This window comes from Fructobacillus sp. ESL1096 (assembly GCF_058511985.1).
This window is the reverse complement of sequence record NZ_CP196400.1, coordinates 1,297,968-1,317,741: the sequence shown is the minus strand read 5'-3', so window position 1 is coordinate 1,317,741 and position 19,774 is coordinate 1,297,968. Positions and strand designations below refer to the sequence as shown.

Sequence of the window (19,774 nt, the reverse complement as noted above, 5' to 3'; positions counted from 1 at the left end):
TGCATTAAAAATAAGGACAAAATCAGCATACAGCGACCAACCTGATTTGATAAAAATTAAAGGAATGACAATACCGCGCCGAATTAAATTACTAAGTTATTTTCCAAAATTAAAAAGACCGAACATGTCCGAGTTCAGTCTTTTTTTAAATCCCTGATGAAATTAATCAACTGGTAAAACGATTAAGTCCTTTGGCAAATCAGCAGTCAAAACTTCATGGCCATCCTTCGTAATCAAGACATCGTCTTCAATCCGGACGCCACCCTTGCCGGCCAAATAAATTCCAGGTTCGACCGTCAAAAGGTTACCAACTTGAACTTCGTCACTCGAACGCGATGAAAGGTAAGGGCCTTCGTGAATATCCAGACCAGCACCGTGGCCTGTTGAGTGCTGGAATTCCTCACCATAGCCCTTTTCTGTAATAAAGTCACGGGCCACTCGGTCAACCTCAGAGGCCGAAATACCAGCCTTCAAAACAGCAATCGTGTTTTCATTGGCTTCCTTGACGATTTCATAAACTTTCTTCAATTCAGGATCAATTTCGCCCAAGGCAAACGTCCGGGTAACGTCAGATGTGTACCCATCAACATAGTAACCAAAGTCAACCGTCACCAGTTCACCAGCTTCCAGCTTCTTATCACTGGCCATTCCGTGTGGCATCGCTGAACGATAACCGGAAGCAACAATCGTCTCAAAGGAAGGCTTTTCCGCCCCAAATTGCTTTTGCAAGACATCCAAACGGTTAGCGACTTCCTTTTCAGTCATCCCCACCTTAACTTCTTTCAACAAAGCATTAAAGGCTTTGATGGATGCTTGAGCAGCTTTGCGCAACGCATCAGCTTCTTGATCATCCTTCGTTTCACGCAACGCTTCGACAGCACCTGGAACGGCATCAAAACTGACATTGGCTGGCAGCAAGTCATCTAACTCTTCATAGAAAGCATATGGCAAATCAGATTCGAAGCCGAGCTTTTCGATCCCAAATTCGCGAGCAACTTCAACAGCCTTTTCGTAGTATTGACGCGTAACCTTCAGTGAAACACCCTGTGGTAACGTACCAACATACTCATTTTCGTAACGAGCATCCGTGATAAAAGCAGCATCAGCTAAGGATACAACCAAAACACCATCACCAGGAACCCCACCAAAACCAATCAGGTAATTCAAGTTCGAGGCATTGGAAATAATCATTCCCTGCAAGTCCAACTTCTTCAACAGCTTTTGAAACTTGTTCAAACGTTCTTCATAAAATCCCACGGTATGACCCTCCAAATTTTAATATAGCTTGCGGCTATTGTACCATAAGTTTGAAGCTTTCTAAAAGAAAGTTCTCATTTTGTTTTAAGAAATACAAAATAATTGTCCAATGTTTTAAAAGACCAAATCAAGCAAAATTTAGGCAAAAAAAAAAACAGCCAAAGCTGTTTTTTCCCAATTAGTTAGGCGTTAGCAAGTAACTGATTGTATTCTTCCCGAGTATAAACGGAAACTTGGCGCTTGTCACGACCCTTGCGTTCGAACTTAACAACACCGTCAGTCAAAGCAAAAAGTGTGTCATCGCCACCCTTTTTAACGTTTTGACCTGGGTAGATGTGCGTTCCACGTTGGCGGTAAATGATTGAACCAGCAGTCAAGGCTTGTCCATCAGCGACCTTCGTACCTAAACGACGACCAGCTGAGTCACGACCGTTGGCAGATGATCCACCCCCCTTGTGGTGGGCAAAGAGTTGCAAGTTATCTTGATTCATCAACATAAGTCTATTCTCCTTTAACAGTGATGATTACGCGATGGAATCAATCTTCACGCGTGTATATGGTTGGCGGTGTCCCTGCTTTGTGTGGGAATGCTTCTTAGGACGGTACTTGAAAGTAACAACCTTCTTTTCCTTACCCTGCTTTTCAACAGTTCCAGAAACCTTAGCACCATCAACAAATGGGGTACCGATCTTTGAGTCAGTCAAGACGACTTGGTCGAAAACAACCTTGTCCCCTTCTTGTGCGTCCAACTTTTCAACAAAGATGGTATCGCCTTCAGCGACTTTGTATTGCTTGCCGCCAGTAACAATAATTGCGTAGGCCATTATTGAATTCTCCTTTTATACTTAGACTCACCATCTCTAGGCGGCTATCACTAGCTTCTTAAACCTGAGATGTGTGGTTGTAGCTGCGCTAACAACTAATTAATTTTATCAAAGTTGTCCCGTTTTATCAAGAAAATCTTTATATTTAACCATTTTAACGCATAATCAAAGCAATGATTCCAATGTGTCTTTGCTAATTTAGAGTTGCATAATTTTTCATTGTTAGCAACTAGACATCAAAATCAAAAAGTAATAATCCCGTCTTTTTCGTCCGCGTCATCGTTACCCGCCAAATTTCACGGAATTCTTCGAGAATTTCATCATAAGTCAGTGCCATCGAGTCTTGCAGCCACAAAGACACACAAGCCCAGAAACCAGCGACGATGATTTCCCATTGATAAATCAAGTGTTTCTTTAGTTTTTCATCGCCTACATCAGCCAAGGCCCGATCACGTTGTTCGCGTAGTGCGGCCATCAAATCAACCATTAAAGACTTATCCTGACCGTTGTTCAAAACGGCATTATAGAATATTCCTTGCTCTGAAATAACTTCCAACACCTCACGTACACGAAACTTTTCTTCAGTCTTTTCCGTAAACTGACGAATAAGTTCCCGATTGACATCATTGATCAAGTCCGCCTTATTATTATAGTGTCGGTAAAAGGTTCCACGAGTCACGCGACCTTTCAACAGTAATTCGGCAATTGAAAAATGATCTGTTCTTGATAATAATTCAATCGCTGCTGAACGAAGAACCTGTCTTGAACGTAAGACACGAGCATCCGTTAACTTCTTAGTCATGTAATCTCTCCAATCTTTAAAAGGATAAAGCGATTCAACTTGTCTTGATTATAACAACAAAGAATTAAATTGACTTAAATATCAAGCAGATTAACAAAAAAGGTCGAATAATTGTCCTAAACGACAATTATCGACCTTTTTCACTAGTAAAAATATGACTGCTACGAAACCTTATTTAGCATTAGCTGTCTTTGTAGCTCGTGACCATGGCGAGAAGAACAGGCCGATCACATCATTTCCCAAGTAAAGGATATAAGTGACAAACAAGACCCAGTTGGCATCTCCTTGCCATGCTGTTACTCCCCAGAGGGTAACTGACATCAGTCCCTGCAATGTCCACATCCAATATTGTGAGTGGAACTTGGCAATGGTTAATGCGGCACCGGTTACCCCGATTGCTGCTGAAAAAGCGTCTAACCATGGCCGCGGAGAAATCAGCAAATGTGTGTCCATCATAAAGAGCAAGAAGAACGCCACTACGAAAGTTACCAGAGCCAAACGCCAGCCATTAGCATTCATTGCTTTAATTTTACGGTTTTGCCAAGCGTTACCGAAAAACATAAAATTCAAATCTAATGCCACTACATAAACCATCTGCATCACAATATCAGAGTAGTTTTTCGAGTGGAAGGCCACAATCGAAATCAGAATGGCTGAAATAAAACCTAGCAAACCATTAATTCGTTTGTTTGCCGTAATGGCCAAAGTACAAGCAAATCCGATCGCCCCACCAACCATGGACAAAACTGACAAAGTTTCCAATCCATGTGGGAAACCAGTCACCAAAATGACTACTAGACCAATTGCTAACCAGGCATAAGATTGCTTATCCCAACCAGAAAACCCTTCTTTATAATAAGACCAGGTGAAAATCTGTTTCATGTTCGTCTTTACATCCTGCCAGGTATAACCAGACGTTGATTGTTCGTTACTCATAAAGCTCCTCCAACGGCTCAGGGATAGTCTTCCCCGAACATTTTAATGTACGCTGCCAAAGATGTTAACCAAAACCACCCCTAGGACCAAAAAGGCTAGGCCAACGATTGTTTGCCAATTCAAATGAACATTGAACAAGGCAACACTCAAGCACGTAACAACTAGTATACCACTTGCCGACCAGATTGCATATGCAAGGTAAACCGGCATCGATTTAACGACTAGCGACAAAAGGTAGAAAGACAGGGCATAACAGCTTAGGGTCAAAACTGTCGGTAACAATTTTGTAAAACCAGCTGTACTGCCAATTAGGGTCGTACCAGTCGTTTCAGCGATAATAGCGAGGGCTAAATAAAGATAAGTTAACATTTCTATCTCCTTTTATGTCTATGCCCTCAATTATCAGTGATGAGCCTCTAGATAACAAGGATTTCCGTGTAACAATTAACGAACAAGCTTTCCCCTTTTGATCAGTTAGTAAAATTTTTAATAGTAATTCAGTCTTTTTTTTGCTATTCTTAATTGTGTTAGATTTTTATGATTTGCACTGGTAGCTCAGCTGGATAGAGCAGCCGGTTTCTACCCGGCAGGTCGAGGGTTCGAACCCCCCTCAGTGCATCGAAAGCGTTGATATATCAACGTTTACCAGTCATCTGCACGACTTTCACACGACAACACGAACTGTCAATTAAACAAACACCCCAATCTCAATTAAGAGACTAGGGTGCTTTTTATTGTCACGCTTAATCACAATTCATCAATCATCGCTTACGTTGGTTCGCCTTTCCTGAATAAGTTGTTCTAACTCATTGAAGTCGTCTTCTATTGCTAACTTGCGAATGAACGATCGTGAATCGGTTCTATACAATAGATCCTTTTTGTGTTCTTTGTTCTTTTCAGCCCAGCGCTTGTTTGTTTCATTTTGCGCAGTCGTTGAGCTTTCATACTCTGCTGGTCGCCCTACTTTTTTATCTGTCATTTAATTACACCATAAATTGCGATTAGTAACGAAACTACCAACAGCACTAAAGCCGTCCAGCCTACCCATGAAGGTTTATTATTTTTCATAAAGATGTTAAAACGAGCGTAGACGAAGAAGACCCTTGCGGGCCTCACTTCTTATTTTGTTAAAGAGCTAATCAGTTGAGCAATAGCTTGTAGTAGTGCACTTACTGCAAGAATTATCTCAAGCATGGTTGGCTTTTTCTTTTTATGCCCTCGAAACATCACTTTCGAATCAAATGTACCCAGTTAGCTACCAACAATGCGTATCTTTGTCCCCACCTTCAATTTATTCCAAAATAGAATAATATGAACCTGATTTCAACAGGTAAAAAGCGCTTATTTTTCAGCCAATCCCCCTTCAAAAGCCTTTCATAACAACGATTACGCCTAATTTAGGGATGTGCTATATTAAGGACACCCAAGGAGGTGCTTGGATGAAAAAAGCAAAAAATTTTGTACAAAATCTAGTCAACTTAACTAAAAGCAAAGCTTGGCCAGCAGTCCTCCGCCAACAGTTTTCGTTACGATGGCATCCACTTCTTCGGTAGTTTTTTATCAGACAAACTGTGTCACACTAACGTTCGGTAAAGGAGAACTCATGAATAATATTAAAAAATGGGGCGAATTGGCCACTTTGACCCTAGCCACGTTACTCGGCATGCAACTGACGGACAATCAGGCATCTGCTTATGTTTTTGATACAGCTAAGTTTCAAAAAGGTCAAGTTCCAGATACAAGACGGTCGCCTTTTTCCTCAGTCGTATTTATCGTTGATGGTGAAACGGGTGATTCAGCTAGTGGTGTCTTGATTGCCCCCGACACTGTTTTAACCGCCGCCCACGTTGTTTTACGTCAACGTGATGAAAGTGACAGAACAACCTTTTCAGACTGGCCCAGACAGTTAATTAATCCCAGCTCGCTATCAATTCGGCCGGCCTATGGCGGGGAATCTGGCTCAACAGTCGAAAGATACCCATTCGGTTGGCATTATCACGGTCAAACAGTTGCTATTCCGGCAGAATACTTCGAGGCTGCCCTTCGACCCAATGGTGATGCTGGTGATAACGATATTGCATTAATCCACTTAAATCAACCCGTACAAGGTGCGCCGATACTACCGCTAGGTGAATTTCGTCCGCAAGACATAAACCGTTCCATTGTCTCAGCCATTGGCTTCCCGGCAACACTTGGTCCTGGAAATATGAATGAACCGGAGAACCAGGATGACCGTATGTACGCTGATTACGGTACCGTTTCAGCCATCACCGGTCGTCAGCTATTAACAACGAATATAAATTGGTCACATGGTAGTAGTGGTGGCCCACTGCTCAATTCGTTCAACCAAGTCGTTGGCATTGTTAGTTCATCAAATGCCTATGGTAATTTTGCTACCAGAATTGACTCCGGCTTAAATTGCTGGATTCAAGAACGAATGCATGAGCATGACCAAGATTTAGCACCTGAAAATTCACGCAGACGTTGGCGTCAATTGGGCAACCAGCGTGTCTATTTTGATCATAATGGTGAAGCAACCGCTATCGTTGGCCAAAAAAACGCAGATAACTTCGGTGTTTTAGACTTGTCCCTACCAGGTCGAGCAAATCATTCGGAGCTATAAATTTCATTCAAACAACAATTCAAAACATGTTGATAACACCATGTTCAGTCCAAAAGGCTGGTCCAAAATCGCTAATCAATCTTTGGATTAAAAATAGTGATTGCTTGCTGAAAACGTTTTACATTCCGTTCGAAAACAAATACAATGAGAGTAGTTCAATGCATTAACAGCTTTAATTCATCAATTAAGGCTACGAAAGGAAAAGTTAATGGTTCAATATAATTTCATTCTTGCCTCAGCTCGTGTTGAAACGGATGTCAAGCTTCCTATCACTCCTAGTCGCGGTGATATCATTTCATTAACAACCGGTGTCGACATGCCCCACTACCTCGTTCAACGGGTCGAACTTTTTGCTAACTCTGACATCGTTAACCTCCATGTTCAACGTTTCCCTGACCAGCTTTCAGCAAAGCTGGCCATTGACGGATTCCGTAACACTAGAAACTTTCTTTAACAGAGCAAAACACTAATAAAAAATCCTCTTACGAGCAAATCGATTGAAGACAACCCTTGCCTGACAATCAAAGTCCATAAGAGGATTTTTTATATTATTAAATCTAACCTAATTTTTTCGCTAGTTTTAACACCACCTGTGAAATCAATGGCACAGACTTTTTAACACATTTTATCCATCACTATTGCCCGGCTGACACCTGTTAGATCAACCGTGACATTTATATCTCTTGGCTGTCGGCTTCAGTCTTTAATCACCTGTAAAAATGGATTTTTAAGTATTTAGATTGACTCAACATTTCAGCTATTTTTGACAAATATTAATCCACTAAAAAAAGGCCTTCCGGCCTTTTTAGCTACTTCTTTAAAAATGAGCCTTCACCTTATAAATCGGTTGGCCCAAGGCCATGAACTTCTGTTCATATTCCGTTTCAACGTTACCGGCGACCTTATCAGCATCAGCATGCAAGTCCAAACTATAGTCTTCTGGCGTCCAGCGCATTCCAAAGTCCATGAAAGAAACCAAAGAATACTCGAAAAGATGGCGGTTATCAGTCTTAAATTCGACTTCCCCACCCTCTGGCAAAACTGCCCGATAAGAAGACAAGAAGGTCTTATAAGTCAAACGACGGCTTTCATGTCGTGACTTTGGCCATGGATCAGAGAAGTTCAGGTAAATCTTTTGGATTTCACCCTTCTCAAAATAAGTTTCCACTCCTGAACCGTTACCGTAAAGATAACGCAAGTTTGGCAAAACGCCAACAGCCTCAAAAGACTTGCGGGCCGCAATCGCCACCGCCGTTTCTTGAATTTCCATCCCAATATAGTTAATCTGCGGGTTCTTCTTGGCCATTTCCATAATGAACTGGCCCTTTCCTGACCCAATTTCAACGTGAATTGGTTGGTCTTGGTCAAAGATTTCTTGCCAGTGACCACGCAACTTTTGTGCGTGTTCCTGGTCAATGACCAAATCTGTATGAGCTTCAAGCCAAGGCTTGGCCCATGGTTTCGAACGTAAATGCATAAGTATTTCCTTTTAATTCTTTTTGTGCAAAGTTTTCGGCAGCCAAAGTCCATAAAGAACCAAGGCTAAAAGTAGACCACCAACCAAAACGGCTAAGGCAGCTGCAGGACCGGCTATCAACAACATGACCAAGAAGGTCAAACCAATAACAGTACTAGTAATTTCGGCGAGGACAACCAAAAAGGTTTTTTCTTGCTGCTTTTTATCTGCAAAGGCTAACCGAGTCCACAGCACTGCCCGCGTTTTTTCAAAGACAGGAAGTAACTGAAAGTTAATCAAGTAAACCAACAAAACCATTCCTGCCGCCTGCAAGTAATAACCATCTTTAGGTAAAGCCACCAGTAAAATCATTCCGATTATGACCAAGCGCAGAACTAAGACAAACTCATCGCCACCGCGCAGGAGCTTAATCCAGAACAGTCGACGCACCGGTTCCTTTTGAAAAGAAAATCGGCCGAGAAGGTTATCCAAGTACGCACGACGTTTGACCGTTCCCTCCTGATTTGGTACCTGAGCAAATAGACCGTAAAACTGCCAAACAACTTGAAGATGCCGTTGGCTTGTGGTCAAAGCAACATGCCAATCGATTGTGCGCCGAGCTTGTTGGTGCTGAAAAAACCAGGTCAAAGCAGCCACAGTCAAAATAACGATAAATCCTGACAGAACCCAGAGTCGCCATGAATGAGGTAACAAAACAATCGAAAAAGCCAAAACAAACGGCATAGCGAGGCGAATTAGCCAACTTGCGCGTGTTTGATCAAAACCGGTCCAAGTATTTCCCCGCTCATGGCGATCAAGGGCTTGAACAAGCATAAAGGCCTTACTGGCCACCAGTGTCAGCAAGGATAGCGACCAATCAACAGGATTGCCGAGACCAATAAGATTCATTACTGGCCAGGCAAGACCAAGAAAAGCAATCTGCCAACCGGCTGCCAAGATGAAGGACCGGCGCCAAGCTTGGTTGAGGTAAGTTTTCGTCAGAAAGTTATCTCCAGCCGATAGAAAAATCCGGTCGGCCGGCTTAAGATAAGTCACAAAAGAACCGAACTGTTGAGCCAAAACTAACCAAAAAATGAGTCCCAACTGCCAATAGGATGGTAAAAAAGCAATTGGTGTTTCCAGGGATTGCTGAGCTAATGATTGAAACGACAGGATAGCCGCCCCAATTATGATTAACAGAAAGACGACAAAATGATCGTTAAACAGCAGGCGAAGGTAACGCTGATTTTGCCGCTTCATAACCGCTGACCGGTCCTTGTAAAGCCGGTTTAAGTCAAGTTTCTTAGTGGCCGCCGTCATGAAAAGAGTTCATCCATTTCAACTAAGGATATCTGATGTTCAGCCGCTAATTCTGCGGGACTTGCCTGCTCTCGAACCTCGCCCTGGTCCAACCAGACAAATTGATCGACAAAGGCTGCCGCTGAGGACAGCAAATGTGTCGTCAAAAGGATTGCACCACCTGCCTTGGTTCGCTCCTCCATGAGTTGAACCAAAGCTTTTTGAGCCAAAACGTCCAGACCAAGAAATGGCTCATCGATGACCATTAATGGCGCTTTAAGACTAAAAGCCGCCACTAACATTACCTTTTGCTGCATGCCCTTGGAAAAATGCTTGGGTAGCCAGTGTAACTTATTATCCAAGCGAAAGGTTACCAACAAAGCCATCGCCTGATGCCAATGTTCCTGGTCATCGAGGCCGTGGCTAGCCAACATTAGATGAATGTGTTCCGCTAGGGTCAACTCGTCATAAAGAATCGGCTGCTCCGGAATATAGGCTAACTGCTCCTTAAAGGCAGTTGGATTTTCAACAAGGTCCACCTCGTTGAAAACAACCTTACCTGATCGAATTGGACGTTCTCCAATAACGTGCTTGAAGGTAGTCGATTTTCCGGCCCCATTTAAGCCGATTAATGCAACAATTTGCCCATCTGGTACCGTGATGGAGACGTCTTTTAAGACATCCTGACCAGCGTAGCCCCCATATAATTTTTTAATTGATAGTCCCATAGCCTTTATTATACCAGGTTCTAGTCTGATAACGGTTGTTTTACCTGAATTTTGCTATAATAGAAAATAAAGAAACACAGGAAAAAGGAGGCCATTATGGCAGATATTTTTGACAAAATCATCGCAGGAGAAATTCCTTCTTATAAAGTCTATGAAGACGACGACTTACTCGCCTTTTTGGATATTTCCCAGGTTACCCCTGGTCACACGCTCTTAATTCCCAAAAAGCACGTCGATGACATCTTCGCCTACGATGATGTCATTGCCCAAAAGGTTTTGCTGAAGTTACCGGTCTTAGCTCGTGCCATCAAGGCTGCCGATAAGACAATTACCGGCATCAATATCTCATCTAACAATGGTCCTTCCGCTGGTCAAACCGTCATCCATTCTCACTGGCATTTGATTCCCCGTCGTGATGGTGACGGGCTAAATGATGCCCTGGCACCGACGATCGATCACTCCGACCAGTACGATGAAAATCGCTACGAGGAACTAGCTCAAAATATTAAGAAAGAATTGGAGTAAATCATGGCATTTGCACGAGTAAAAGCAACTCTGAAAGAATTTAAGACGATTTTACGCCTTAGTCAGAAGGCAAAAAAACAGGTCACCGTCTTGACACAATCGCTCGAAGCAAACCAGGCTGATTTAGCAGAACTAAAACGGGCAGCTAAGCGCACCCAATATGAAAACCAAGTTCACCTCGATCGCATCAAAGATGTTCAGGAAAAAATGAAGGCAACTCAGTCGAACCGTTCGAAACTGTGATAGAATAGTCTTCGTATCAATTATTTCAATTCGGAAGGAAACTAATTTTATGCACCGCAAAGTTATCTGGGGATTCATCGTCATCGTCTTTATTGCTGGCGTTGCCTATCTCGGTTTGTCAACGTCAAAGACATTGGCCACAACCGATGCCGGTAAGATTACCCAAGAAGAATATTACGACAAGGTCAAGTCCTCGTCTGCTGGTAAGCAAGTCTTCGCCCAAATGGTGATTGATAAGGTCTTGGAAAAACAATACGGCTCACAGGTTTCAAAATCAGATGTTACCAATGCCTACACGACTTCCAAGGCTCAATATGGCGATTCATTTGCTTCAATGTTGTCACAATCAGGTTTGACAGACACTCAGTACAAGGATTCATTGCGTGAAAAGCTTGTCATGAACGCAGCCGTTAAGGCCAACTATAAGATCTCAAAGGATAAGTTAAACGACGCCTATAACAACTACGTCCCTGATACTACAATTTCTTTGATTACAGCCAAAGACGAGGATACCGCTCAACAGGCAATCGATGCCTTAAACAACGGAACTTCATGGGATGATGTCTACAAGCAGTATTCATCAAAGAACGCCCAGGTCAATAAGTCCGGTCAATTGCCTGCCTTTGATTCAACCAATACGACAGTTGATTCTGAAATTCGGAAGGCCGCTTTTAACCAGGATAACGGTACTTATTCATCAGCACCAGTTAAGCCTTCATCTGGCTCAAACTACTATGTTGTCCGTACTGACAATATGGCAAGTAAGCCTGCCGAGAGCAAGGTTGAACAAAAATTGAAGGATAAGTTGACCAGCGACTTCTTGAACGATTCAAACAACTCAACTGAAATTCAAAAGATTGTTGGTAAAATTCTCCGTCAGAACGATGTCACCATCAAAGATTCTGATTTGAAGAATGCCTTGTCAGGTTACTTAACTGCCGGCGTTTAATCAATCAGTGATAGTTTAAAAACAAAAAGAGGATTCCAATCGGAATCCTCTTTTTTAGTGTTGTAGCTTGTAAGAGCACTTGGTTGCCCCGCTTCATTAAGAGTTTCCTGGACACACGAAGCCTTTGGCAAAACTTGCTTGAACACGCATGAACATCTGGCCAGGTTTCACTTGGTACCGATTTACCCACACCTTTTTTAAAATTCAGAACAGCGCCGTTGGGTCAATTGGCGACCCCGCTTCAGGGTCTTCTGGTGGTAGCGGTGGCAAATCGTCATCCGTTGGCCCCTCTGCTCTTTGAACACCTTCCGGACGGTAAAAGGCCCGGTTATCCATGGCAAAAATCCGCTTGGAAAACTCACCAGGTTCTGTTTGTTCCATAGCACCCGTCAGCATTTGAATTGAAGCATCCATCTCATCTAACTGATGCAGAATTTCGGCTTCCATCATCTGGGGGCGAACGGGTGATCCATACTCCAAAAGACCATGATGGGCCAGCACAACGTGTCGTAAAATCAGAACATCCTCCTGATTCAAATCCATCTTCAGCTCATTGGCTGCTAAAACCAGTTGCTCGTCAATCAGCGTGATATGGCCAATCAGCTTGCCGGCCCGAGTATACTCCGTTGAGGCCGGCCCTGAAAGCTCAATCACCTTGCCCAAGTCGTGCAAAAGCGCACCGGCCAGCAACAAGTCCTTATTTAACTGAGGATAAAGGTCGCTAACCGTTTCCGCTAAGCGCGCAATTGACAGGCTATGAAAGGCCAAGCCACGAGCAAAGGCATGGTGGTTCGTCTTGGCAGCAGGAAATTCCATGAAGTCATCGTGGAACTTCTTGAACAATTGGCGAACTAAGCGGTTCCATGTTGGCTGAGTAATCTTAAAGATTGTATCCGTTAGCTCTGCTTCTAAATCAGCTTTTTTAACGGGGGCGCTTTTGATAAAATCTGCTGCTGAACTAGGTTCACCATTATCAGTCAAACGAAGTTGACTGATTTGAATTTGCGGGTTGCCTTTAAAAGCTGACCGAGTACCCGTAACCTTAACGACTCGGCCAGCTTGAAACTGTTCAATGCCTTCTTTAGTCACATCCCACAGGTTTCCAGGAATATCACCCGACCTATCGGCAAAGGTCAAAGCCAAATAATCCTTGCCAGTCTTCGTTTGACGAACTTCAGCCTTCTTTAACAAGGCAAAGGCATCAACCGGATCATTTTCGCGGTACTGTAATAATAACTTAGCCATTTATCTCTCCTAAATTAATCTGCTGGTCGGCTACTTGCTGACCGGTAAAAGTCCAAAAAAGAACTTGCCGGTCTTGCGCCAAGTCCTGTAATAAGGATAGCACTTCCGCCTGACGGTTCTCATCAAAATTTACAAAGGCATCATCAACTAGGATTGGCAAGCCTTCTGTTAACTGCAAACTTGTAATCAAGGCCAAGCGAACAGCCAAATAAGCCTGGTCTGCCGCTCCGGTCGACAACTCAGCCAAAGTGAAGGACTGGTTGTTTCGGTCAAAAACTTGGACCTGTTTCTCCGTAATTTGCATTTTTGGGTAGTGGCCCAGGGTCAAACGCTGCAAGTAAGTTCCCGCTTGATCTTGAACCCGACTGCTCAAAGCTTGGTCCTGACCATTAAAAATATTTTGAATCAAAGCCGGTAAGAGCGACTTTTCTAGGTATCGACCAAAGTCTTCGGTCAAGCGTGCCGCCTGGTTAGCCACCGCCTGGGTCAAATCCTGAAACTGGGTTTCAGAAACCAAGGCAGCCTGGTCAACTTGCAGGGCTTGGACTTGCTGGTTAGCCTGGTCTTGAGCAAACTCAAGGCGCTTTTGGTTTTCTACCAGATCCGTTACTGCCTTTTCTAAGGCAGGACGGTTTCGATATTTGACCAACCGTTGACGACGGTCTGCACCAATCTGTTGGTATAAATCAGCCAGGCGCTGGTCGTTCTTATCTCGGTCATTTTGCTTAGCTAAAGCAGTGGACAACTGACCAAGTGAGGTCAACCTGTTTTCTTGCAAAATTTTTTGTATCTGTGCCTGCACTTGATCACGTTCCTGATAAAGTTGGTGTTCAAGGTCGGCCACATGATCCTTTTCTACCCGTCGCTTTAAGCCGGCAGCCGGATCCAAGCCGTACAGTTGACTGGCCTGATCGACGGCCGCCAGCAAATCTTGATAATTATCTTCCATTGATTCATGGAGATGGGTAAAGCGCTTGGCATCAATTTGGTTCAAGTGGTGACTAATTTGGCTGGCTAACCTCTGGGCCTGACGGCCTAGGTCACGAGACAACTTTTTAGCATCTTGAGCCAACGTGGCAGCGTACTGGCCTGCCAGAATCGTTTCCTTATTCCAGGGCGCAAAGGGAGCCATCACTGCGGCAACTCGGTCATGATGACCTTTGGCTAAATAGCCAGCGACGAAAGTGACAGCGGCTAAAAGAACTTCAACCGGTAGGGCCAATCGTAGAAAAAAGGATCCGATTAACAGCACCCCACTGGCCACTGCTCCACCAAGCCAATAATTTTGTTCCTGAAGAAGACGGAAATCAGCGGTATTAAGCGGTTCTGGTGCTCTCCCGCGAAATTGTTGTTTAAACTTTTCAACTTGCCGGTCGGCACTATGAATCTGTCCCAGTACTCCCTTGAGAGATTGGCTGGTTTCGGTCAATTCCTCCAGCACGGCCATAACTTCGGCCTGATTGAGGCTAGTCAATTGACTATCTTTAAGTTTAGCTCGACGTTGATTGGCCTCCTCTAGTTGCTGGTTCAGCCAGTCGAGTTGCAGGGCTAATTGCTTTAACTGGTCCTGATCCGCGACACTAATTTTTTGTTGGGAACGGTTGACTTGCTGCCCACCATCAGCACCCGCAGCTTCCAATGCCAGTGCTTCTTGATAAAGCTCCCAATAGGACAACAAATCCCGAGCCGTTATTAATTGCTCCTTAGTCACTGCTAATTGTTGGTCTTGGCCCGCAGTTTGTTTCTGTAGGCCTTCCACCTGATTGCCTTTTTCAAGATACTGGCTTAATGATTGTGCCAGATCGAAGCGGCTTTCCTGCTGGTGCTGGTAAGCCTGACTTGCTAGGTTCAGCGGGCGCTTACCTGTTTTTTGTTTAGCAAAGAGTTGACTCCCCTCTTTTTGCTGGTCAGTTGCCCAGGCTAACCACTTTGACGCCCGCGGTTGCGTGTAGGTCAACAAGTGTTTTTCCAAATCAGGACCCGTCAACTGATTGACTAACTGTAAGTCTTTGGCATCGAAGGCAAAAATCTGCTCATAGTCCACTCGACTCAGTGGTCCAAATAGTTGGGTTAAAAATTCTTCGCCATCAGCCAGAGCCTGACCATCCGCCAAGTTAACGACCGTTAACTCCGACTGTGTTCGATTAATTCGTTGAATACGATAGGTTTTCTGACTGATTTCTAAGTCCAGGTAGCCACCATAGGCCGCTCCCGACCGGGGTTCATATTTTTGACTAGCTCGGGCCTTGTAGCCAAAAAAAACGCCCAAGATAAAAGCCTTAAGGGTCGATTTTCCGGCTTCATTTTGACCAAAAAAAGCCTGAAAGTCGGCCAAATCAGTTAGTGTTAAATCTGACCAACGGCCGAAACCAGAAATATGAATAGTTTTAATCTTCATCCTGGCCTCCTTCCACTAGGTCCTGGTAAAGACGGTCGGCTAAGTCGGCCTGCCCCTCTTCTGAATAAAAATAATCTCTGATAAACGCCGGAGCCTGATCAGAAAGCCACTGCCCAATACTGTCTGCCTGGACGACCCGGCGAATGGCTGCCTGTAGGTCAACATCAGCTGGCAATCCTGGACGTGAATGTTTCTGATTAGCAGCCTTTGTCACAACCTGAGCTTTGACCGGCCAGTAGTCACTAGTACTTTTTCGGCTAGCTTGCAAGCTTTCCAATAAGGTTCCAAAGCGCGCGGCAGCTTGAATATCCGGACCAACCTGCCCGGTTAATTCTAGTATCACCAAGGTTGGCTGTTCCCAGCGGTAAGCATTTAACTGGCCCTGCAAAGTTACCAAATCAGGACAGTTCGAGATTTCGACTTGTTGCCATAAAACAGGCGCAACTGGATAAAACTCCGGTACTAGACCTTGACCATCCTGGTCGGAAACTAGGAAAAAGCCCTTTTCGCCAGTCTCATTGTGGTTGAGACCCTGGAGGTTACCAGAATAGGCAACTACAGGGTTACGGTGCAAAATTTGACGAACATGAATATGGCCAAGGGCCCAGTAATCATACCCCTTTGCCATCATGTCCTTTAATGAGAAGGCCGCATAGTTCCCACCTTCCTGGCCAACCACGCCGTGATACATCCCTAAATGATAATCAACTCCAGCCTGCTTGACCGGATAACTCGGCAAAGCTGACTGACGATGGTGTTGATTCGTATAGGAAAAGGCTGAAATGGAAACTTTTGCACCTGATTTAGTCGTAATTGTCTTTGTTTCAACTTCCGGGCCAAAAACCAAAACTCGCTCTGGCCAAGTTGGATGGACTTGCTGTCCTTGCTGGAAATCGTGGTTTCCAAAGGAAATGGCAGACCAAATGCCAGCCTGATTCAACTGCGTCAAGACTTTCGTTAAGTGCTCCTGAATAAGTGGTGAATTGTCGGCACCGTGGTACAGGTCACCTGGGAATAAAACCAGATCAACCTCTTGGTCAACCGCAAATTCAAGCAAGCGGTTCAGCGCCGTAAAAGTCGCCAATTGAACCTTTTTTTGAAAGTCCGGGCTCAGCTTTTGGCTCAATCCGGTAAAGGGGTTGCCCAGATGAACATCCCCGGCATGAATAAAACTAAGCATAGTCTTCCTTCCACTGTCTTTTCATCAACTCGCCCAAAGAGAACAGGCGTTCGTATTCTCTATTATACAAAATACGTCCCTACTTTTGCCACTAACCACAAGGAATTTCGTATTTTTTTCATAAAAAAAGGCAAGAATCGTAGAGACGATTCTTGCCTTCTGATTTAGCTAATATTATTACTTATTCTTCTTACGACGTGAGAAAATTCCAAGTCCTGCAAAGCTAGCAAATAGAGCAAACAAAAGATTCGTATTGGACTGATTTCGTTCAGACCTCAATCCCGTATTTGGCAAAACGTGATTGGTGTCAGCCTGAGGATTAACAACTTTGTCAATTTGATTTTGAACAACCACATTTCCATCATTTGAATCAGTTGTTGTCGTGGTCGTGCCTTTAGGCTCATCCTTCGTGTATTTAACGGTGTAAACCAAGTCACTTGAATCTGGCGTTACATTTTGAGCAGCGATGCTCGTTTGGTCAGCCGTATAACCCTGTAATGTCGGACTGGTTACTGCTGCAAAACTTTGATTTGCTGTCCAATCACCATAGGTCTTTTCACCAGTTACGGCATCAGTTGAGACACTACGAGTGAAGGTAATTGGCGTAGCCACATAGTCGTCAGCTGCCTTACTACCGTCAGCGTACTGATAGTGAATTGTTTCATTAACCGTCTTCGTATCAGTTGATTCAGCCGGTGCATTTTTAGTGTAAGTTACGGTGAAGTCTAAGTTTTGAGAGTCGCCAGTTACCTTTTGAGCCGCTATTTCAGACTTGTCTGCCGTATACCCCTTCAAAGAAGGGCTTTGAACAGCAACGAGATCTTGGTCAGCACTCCATGCTCCGTAAGTCACATCGCCGGTCACAGCATCCGTATATGCAGTACGAGTAAAGGTTACATCCTTCTCATAAGTGTCAGCTGCCTTACTACCGTCAGCGTACTGATAGTGAACCGTTTCCTTTACTGTTTTGGTATCCGTTGACTGTGCTGGGGCGTTCTTCGTGTAAGTAACGATGAAATCCAAATCCTTTGAATCACCATCAACTGTTTGAGCTGCAATTTCGGGCTGATTTGCGGTATAACCCTTCAGTGCTGGACTGGTTACAGCTGGGAAACTTTGATCTGCAGTCCAGTTACCATAAGTTTTTTCGCCAGTTACAGCATCTGTTGAAACCGTCCGTGTCAAAGTAACTGGAGTGGCAACGTAATCAGCAGCAGCCTGTCCACCATCAGCATATTGATAATGCACGGTTTCATTAACCGTCTTCGTTTCATTGGTTACGGTTGGCGCATCCTTAGCGTACGACAAAGTTATCGTCGTTGGCTGATCACTTGTTCCAAAGGCGCCGACTAATGCCGCATCAGCTTTTTGATAATGATAACCTTTAATACTTGGTGTATCAACAGTATAGACAGTTCCTGTCAAACCAATCAATTCTTTTTCAGGCATTCCAGCAATCTCTTGATTGTTTTCGTCCGTATAACGAACAATTACTTTGCCCTGTTGAACATTAGGACTAGATGGAGAAGCAATCGTTACACTACCTGTTGCCTTCGCCATTGAGTAGAGGGTCTTGCCGGTAGAATCTGTTGTTTGATAAACAACTTGATAGCTAACTGTGTACGTCCCTGGCTGCTTATTATTCCAAGCAGCCGTTGCACCACCATCATTTAGTATCTGAATATCCTTGGTTAGATCAACGTTACCACTATCTGTTGTGACACTGGCCGTTACATCTGATTTTAGCCAAGCGTTCACATCAGGAATGTTATCAGTTGTCATTGCGAACTTAGACTGTGGAACTGAAATAACCGGTACCGAAGCAAACGAAGCATATGGATTTTGCCAAGTCATGTTGTATGAAACATTCCAACTACCAGTTCCTTGATTATCAGTATAAGGTTGATTATAAGTATAAGTTCCCTGGTAATCTGGAGCAATTAGATTAAAGAAGACGGTCATGTTTTGAATGTCCATACCATCAGGAATAATCAATTGTGCTTCAGTTGAGGATAAAGGAACTAAAATAAAACCTGGATGGGCCTGTCCGTCAATATCTCCATTCTGAATTTGACTTAAAGTACCCCAGCCCTGACCTGCAGTGGTAGTCCCATTTTTTGGTAACTGGAAACGGAATGAATTGTAATCAATCGAAGCATCGGGACCAGAAACTTCAAACAGATATTTTCGACCGGTCAATGATTTTGAGTTATCTTGATCCGGTTGCAAGATATCATAAAGGCTCATCACATTTGTTGTAATAGTTTTCCCATCTTGATTAATCTGATTAGAAAAAACTTCTGGCCAGTGACTAACTGCATCATTAGTCGTAATATCATCACCACTATACTTGTGATCATTAGTTCCGACACCAGTTCCAGGGGCTTGCATACGATTAGTACCAGCCGGCAGGGGCTGTGCAGGAGGCACTGCCCCTGTACTAAACTTGGCATAAGAAACTGGAATGGTTAAACTTTGCCCATCAGAAGCAACAAACGTAGACGTAATCACATTATCGCTTGTATCTGGTGCATCAGACTTAATGGGGGCATGAACTCCGAAACCAAATGAACCAACTTGATTTTCAAAATTCTTAGAAAAAGTAAAAGTCAGCGTATTTGTTGAAGCGTCATGAGAAAAAGTTCCATATTGATTACCACCGGTAGTAGTAACCGCATCCCAATTAACCAAATTGTTAGGAATGGTCAACGTAATCTTGTCACCGGCTTTAACAGAAGTGGCCAAAGAATTCAAACTGACATTCACTGTTAAATTCAGTGTGCTACCAGCAGCCAAGGTTTGAGCTTCGTTAGAAATTGAAATTTGTAATCCAGATAGGTTTGAACTATCAGCTGAAGTTTGCCCACTTCGCACAAGAGTGTCATCAGATTGTGTAGCATCTGCTGAAGCTGTACTGCTTGATGGTGTTACACTACTTACCGTACTATCGGATGCCGCAGTACTTGATGGTGTTGTACTACTTGCAGTGCTAGTTGATGTCGCAGTACTTGATGGTGTTGTACTACTTGCCGTACTATCTGATGTCGTAGTACTTGATGGTGTTGTACTACTTGCAGTGCTAGCTGATGACGTAGTACTTGATGGTGTTGTATCAGCCGAGACCTTTTCTTGATTGGCTAAAAATCCGCTCGTTGCAAACAATGAAAAAACAACGATTGAAGCATACACCAACTTTTTCCCTGATTTATACATCTTGTAATGTTCCATTTGCTGTTCCATAAAAACTTTCCTTATATGTTTATTAAATTGTTTATGTTACAAACATATTATAACAGATACTTTTATTTT

19 protein-coding genes, 1 tRNA gene and 1 other annotated feature are annotated in these 19,774 nt (G+C 43.6%); of the genes, 6 read left to right on the top strand and 14 right to left on the bottom strand.

Going from position 1 to position 19,774, the window contains the following annotated elements:
- Positions 1–162 precede the first annotated feature (162 nt).
- The 6 genes from ACSYSR_RS06355 to ACSYSR_RS06330 all read right to left on the bottom strand — a co-directional run bounded on the left by ACSYSR_RS06355 (position 163) and on the right by ACSYSR_RS06330 (position 4,188).
- Positions 163–1,257 carry a M24 family metallopeptidase gene (locus ACSYSR_RS06355; RefSeq protein WP_489815752.1) on the bottom strand — a complete coding sequence of 365 codons (1,095 nt, stop codon included), beginning with the start codon at positions 1,255–1,257 and terminating at the stop codon, positions 163–165.
- 182 nt (positions 1,258–1,439) lie between these two features.
- Complete coding sequence (gene rpmA / locus ACSYSR_RS06350) at positions 1,440–1,754, bottom strand: 50S ribosomal protein L27 (RefSeq protein ID WP_047975143.1); 315 nt, start codon at positions 1,752–1,754, stop codon at positions 1,440–1,442.
- A gap of 27 nt (positions 1,755–1,781) precedes the next feature.
- Positions 1,782–2,081, bottom strand: a complete 300-nt coding sequence (gene rplU / locus ACSYSR_RS06345; RefSeq protein ID WP_047975142.1) for a 50S ribosomal protein L21 — start codon at positions 2,079–2,081, stop codon at positions 1,782–1,784.
- 13 nt (positions 2,082–2,094) lie between these two features.
- Positions 2,095–2,170, bottom strand: a sequence feature (ribosomal protein L21 leader region).
- A gap of 140 nt (positions 2,171–2,310) precedes the next feature.
- Positions 2,311–2,883 (bottom strand): TetR/AcrR family transcriptional regulator, encoded by a 573-nt coding sequence (locus ACSYSR_RS06340; RefSeq protein ID WP_489815753.1) that lies wholly within the window; start codon positions 2,881–2,883, stop codon positions 2,311–2,313.
- Between the two features lie 171 nt (positions 2,884–3,054).
- Positions 3,055–3,819 carry a nicotinamide riboside transporter PnuC gene (gene pnuC / locus ACSYSR_RS06335; protein ID WP_489815754.1) on the bottom strand — a complete coding sequence of 255 codons (765 nt, stop codon included), beginning with the start codon at positions 3,817–3,819 and terminating at the stop codon, positions 3,055–3,057.
- Between the two features lie 42 nt (positions 3,820–3,861).
- Entirely contained in the window at positions 3,862–4,188 is a 327-nt protein-coding gene (locus tag ACSYSR_RS06330; RefSeq protein ID WP_489815755.1) for a DMT family transporter, read from the bottom strand.
- Positions 4,189–4,363: 175 nt separating this feature from the next.
- Between ACSYSR_RS06330 and ACSYSR_RS06325 the strand changes: the two genes are divergently transcribed.
- Positions 4,364–4,437, top strand: a tRNA-Arg gene (locus ACSYSR_RS06325).
- Between the two features lie 139 nt (positions 4,438–4,576).
- On the opposite strand, the gene ACSYSR_RS06320 is transcribed toward ACSYSR_RS06325, so the two are convergent.
- On the bottom strand, positions 4,577–4,798 hold the full coding sequence (locus tag ACSYSR_RS06320; RefSeq protein ID WP_489815756.1) for a hypothetical protein: 222 nt from the start codon (positions 4,796–4,798) through the stop codon (positions 4,577–4,579).
- A gap of 624 nt (positions 4,799–5,422) precedes the next feature.
- Between ACSYSR_RS06320 and ACSYSR_RS06315 the strand changes: the two genes are divergently transcribed.
- Together ACSYSR_RS06315 and ACSYSR_RS06310 are read left to right on the top strand one after the other, a co-directional pair.
- Positions 5,423–6,442 (top strand): trypsin-like serine peptidase, encoded by a 1,020-nt coding sequence (locus ACSYSR_RS06315; protein ID WP_489815757.1) that lies wholly within the window; start codon positions 5,423–5,425, stop codon positions 6,440–6,442.
- 208 nt (positions 6,443–6,650) lie between these two features.
- Positions 6,651–6,896, top strand: coding sequence for a hypothetical protein (locus ACSYSR_RS06310; RefSeq protein ID WP_489815758.1), 246 nt, complete (start codon positions 6,651–6,653; stop codon positions 6,894–6,896).
- 363 nt (positions 6,897–7,259) lie between these two features.
- Here the strand turns inward: ACSYSR_RS06310 and trmB are convergent, their stop codons facing one another.
- The 3 genes from trmB to ACSYSR_RS06295 are packed head-to-tail and all read right to left on the bottom strand — an operon-like array spanning position 7,260 to position 9,925.
- Positions 7,260–7,919 (bottom strand): tRNA (guanosine(46)-N7)-methyltransferase TrmB, encoded by a 660-nt coding sequence (trmB, locus tag ACSYSR_RS06305; RefSeq protein ID WP_489815759.1) that lies wholly within the window; start codon positions 7,917–7,919, stop codon positions 7,260–7,262.
- Between the two features lie 12 nt (positions 7,920–7,931).
- Complete coding sequence (locus ACSYSR_RS06300) at positions 7,932–9,218, bottom strand: ABC transporter permease (RefSeq protein WP_489815760.1); 1,287 nt, start codon at positions 9,216–9,218, stop codon at positions 7,932–7,934.
- The gene (locus tag ACSYSR_RS06295; protein WP_252773792.1) at positions 9,215–9,925 is read right to left on the bottom strand and encodes an ABC transporter ATP-binding protein; all 711 of its coding nucleotides are present in this window, start codon (positions 9,923–9,925) and stop codon (positions 9,215–9,217) included. The genes ACSYSR_RS06300 and ACSYSR_RS06295 overlap by 4 nt, the downstream gene beginning before the upstream one ends.
- Positions 9,926–10,021: 96 nt before the next feature.
- Between ACSYSR_RS06295 and ACSYSR_RS06290 the strand changes: the two genes are divergently transcribed.
- The 3 genes from ACSYSR_RS06290 to ACSYSR_RS06280 are packed head-to-tail and all read left to right on the top strand — an operon-like array spanning position 10,022 to position 11,642.
- A complete protein-coding gene (locus tag ACSYSR_RS06290) occupies positions 10,022–10,450 on the top strand; it encodes an HIT family protein (protein WP_489815761.1) in 429 nt (142 codons plus the stop codon).
- 3 nt (positions 10,451–10,453) lie between these two features.
- The gene (locus ACSYSR_RS06285) at positions 10,454–10,693 is read left to right on the top strand and encodes a hypothetical protein (RefSeq protein WP_489815762.1); all 240 of its coding nucleotides are present in this window, start codon (positions 10,454–10,456) and stop codon (positions 10,691–10,693) included.
- A 49-nt stretch (positions 10,694–10,742) separates the two neighbouring features.
- The gene (locus ACSYSR_RS06280; protein ID WP_489815763.1) at positions 10,743–11,642 is read left to right on the top strand and encodes a peptidylprolyl isomerase; all 900 of its coding nucleotides are present in this window, start codon (positions 10,743–10,745) and stop codon (positions 11,640–11,642) included.
- Positions 11,643–11,846: 204 nt separating this feature from the next.
- Here ACSYSR_RS06280 and ACSYSR_RS06275 read toward each other — a convergent pair whose 3' ends face one another.
- From ACSYSR_RS06275 to ACSYSR_RS06260, 4 genes are all read right to left on the bottom strand, one after another.
- Positions 11,847–12,887, bottom strand: a complete 1,041-nt coding sequence (locus ACSYSR_RS06275; protein ID WP_489815764.1) for a 3'-5' exoribonuclease YhaM family protein — start codon at positions 12,885–12,887, stop codon at positions 11,847–11,849.
- Positions 12,880–15,285 carry an AAA family ATPase gene (locus ACSYSR_RS06270; protein ID WP_489815765.1) on the bottom strand — a complete coding sequence of 802 codons (2,406 nt, stop codon included), beginning with the start codon at positions 15,283–15,285 and terminating at the stop codon, positions 12,880–12,882. The genes ACSYSR_RS06275 and ACSYSR_RS06270 overlap by 8 nt, the downstream gene beginning before the upstream one ends.
- On the bottom strand, positions 15,275–16,465 hold the full coding sequence (locus ACSYSR_RS06265) for a metallophosphoesterase family protein (protein WP_489815766.1): 1,191 nt from the start codon (positions 16,463–16,465) through the stop codon (positions 15,275–15,277). Before ACSYSR_RS06265 ends, ACSYSR_RS06270 begins: the two co-directional genes overlap by 11 nt.
- Positions 16,466–16,642: 177 nt before the next feature.
- A complete protein-coding gene (locus tag ACSYSR_RS06260; protein ID WP_489815767.1) occupies positions 16,643–19,705 on the bottom strand; it encodes a mucin-binding protein in 3,063 nt (1,020 codons plus the stop codon).
- Between the last annotated feature and the right edge of the window lie 69 nt (positions 19,706–19,774).

What these genes read in the sequence shown, in the direction of transcription:
- ACSYSR_RS06285 (WP_489815762.1), top strand. Translation starts at nt 10,454, where the DNA reads ATGGCATTTGCACGAGTAAAAGCAACTCTGAAAGAATTTAAGACGATT.
- ACSYSR_RS06315 (WP_489815757.1), top strand. Translation starts at nt 5,423, where the DNA reads ATGAATAATATTAAAAAATGGGGCGAATTGGCCACTTTGACCCTAGCC.
- ACSYSR_RS06310 (WP_489815758.1), top strand. Translation starts at nt 6,651, where the DNA reads ATGGTTCAATATAATTTCATTCTTGCCTCAGCTCGTGTTGAAACGGAT.
- pnuC (WP_489815754.1), bottom strand. Translation starts at nt 3,819, where the DNA reads ATGAGTAACGAACAATCAACGTCTGGTTATACCTGGCAGGATGTAAAG.
- trmB (WP_489815759.1), bottom strand. Translation starts at nt 7,919, where the DNA reads ATGCATTTACGTTCGAAACCATGGGCCAAGCCTTGGCTTGAAGCTCAT.
- rplU (WP_047975142.1), bottom strand. Translation starts at nt 2,081, where the DNA reads ATGGCCTACGCAATTATTGTTACTGGCGGCAAGCAATACAAAGTCGCT.
- ACSYSR_RS06320 (WP_489815756.1), bottom strand. Translation starts at nt 4,798, where the DNA reads ATGACAGATAAAAAAGTAGGGCGACCAGCAGAGTATGAAAGCTCAACG.
- ACSYSR_RS06280 (WP_489815763.1), top strand. Translation starts at nt 10,743, where the DNA reads ATGCACCGCAAAGTTATCTGGGGATTCATCGTCATCGTCTTTATTGCT.
- rpmA (WP_047975143.1), bottom strand. Translation starts at nt 1,754, where the DNA reads ATGTTGATGAATCAAGATAACTTGCAACTCTTTGCCCACCACAAGGGG.
- ACSYSR_RS06270 (WP_489815765.1), bottom strand. Translation starts at nt 15,285, where the DNA reads ATGAAGATTAAAACTATTCATATTTCTGGTTTCGGCCGTTGGTCAGAT.
- ACSYSR_RS06300 (WP_489815760.1), bottom strand. Translation starts at nt 9,218, where the DNA reads ATGACGGCGGCCACTAAGAAACTTGACTTAAACCGGCTTTACAAGGAC.
- ACSYSR_RS06295 (WP_252773792.1), bottom strand. Translation starts at nt 9,925, where the DNA reads ATGGGACTATCAATTAAAAAATTATATGGGGGCTACGCTGGTCAGGAT.
- ACSYSR_RS06340 (WP_489815753.1), bottom strand. Translation starts at nt 2,883, where the DNA reads ATGACTAAGAAGTTAACGGATGCTCGTGTCTTACGTTCAAGACAGGTT.
- ACSYSR_RS06330 (WP_489815755.1), bottom strand. Translation starts at nt 4,188, where the DNA reads ATGTTAACTTATCTTTATTTAGCCCTCGCTATTATCGCTGAAACGACT.
- ACSYSR_RS06290 (WP_489815761.1), top strand. Translation starts at nt 10,022, where the DNA reads ATGGCAGATATTTTTGACAAAATCATCGCAGGAGAAATTCCTTCTTAT.
- ACSYSR_RS06260 (WP_489815767.1), bottom strand. Translation starts at nt 19,705, where the DNA reads ATGGAACAGCAAATGGAACATTACAAGATGTATAAATCAGGGAAAAAG.
- ACSYSR_RS06275 (WP_489815764.1), bottom strand. Translation starts at nt 12,887, where the DNA reads ATGGCTAAGTTATTATTACAGTACCGCGAAAATGATCCGGTTGATGCC.
- ACSYSR_RS06265 (WP_489815766.1), bottom strand. Translation starts at nt 16,465, where the DNA reads ATGCTTAGTTTTATTCATGCCGGGGATGTTCATCTGGGCAACCCCTTT.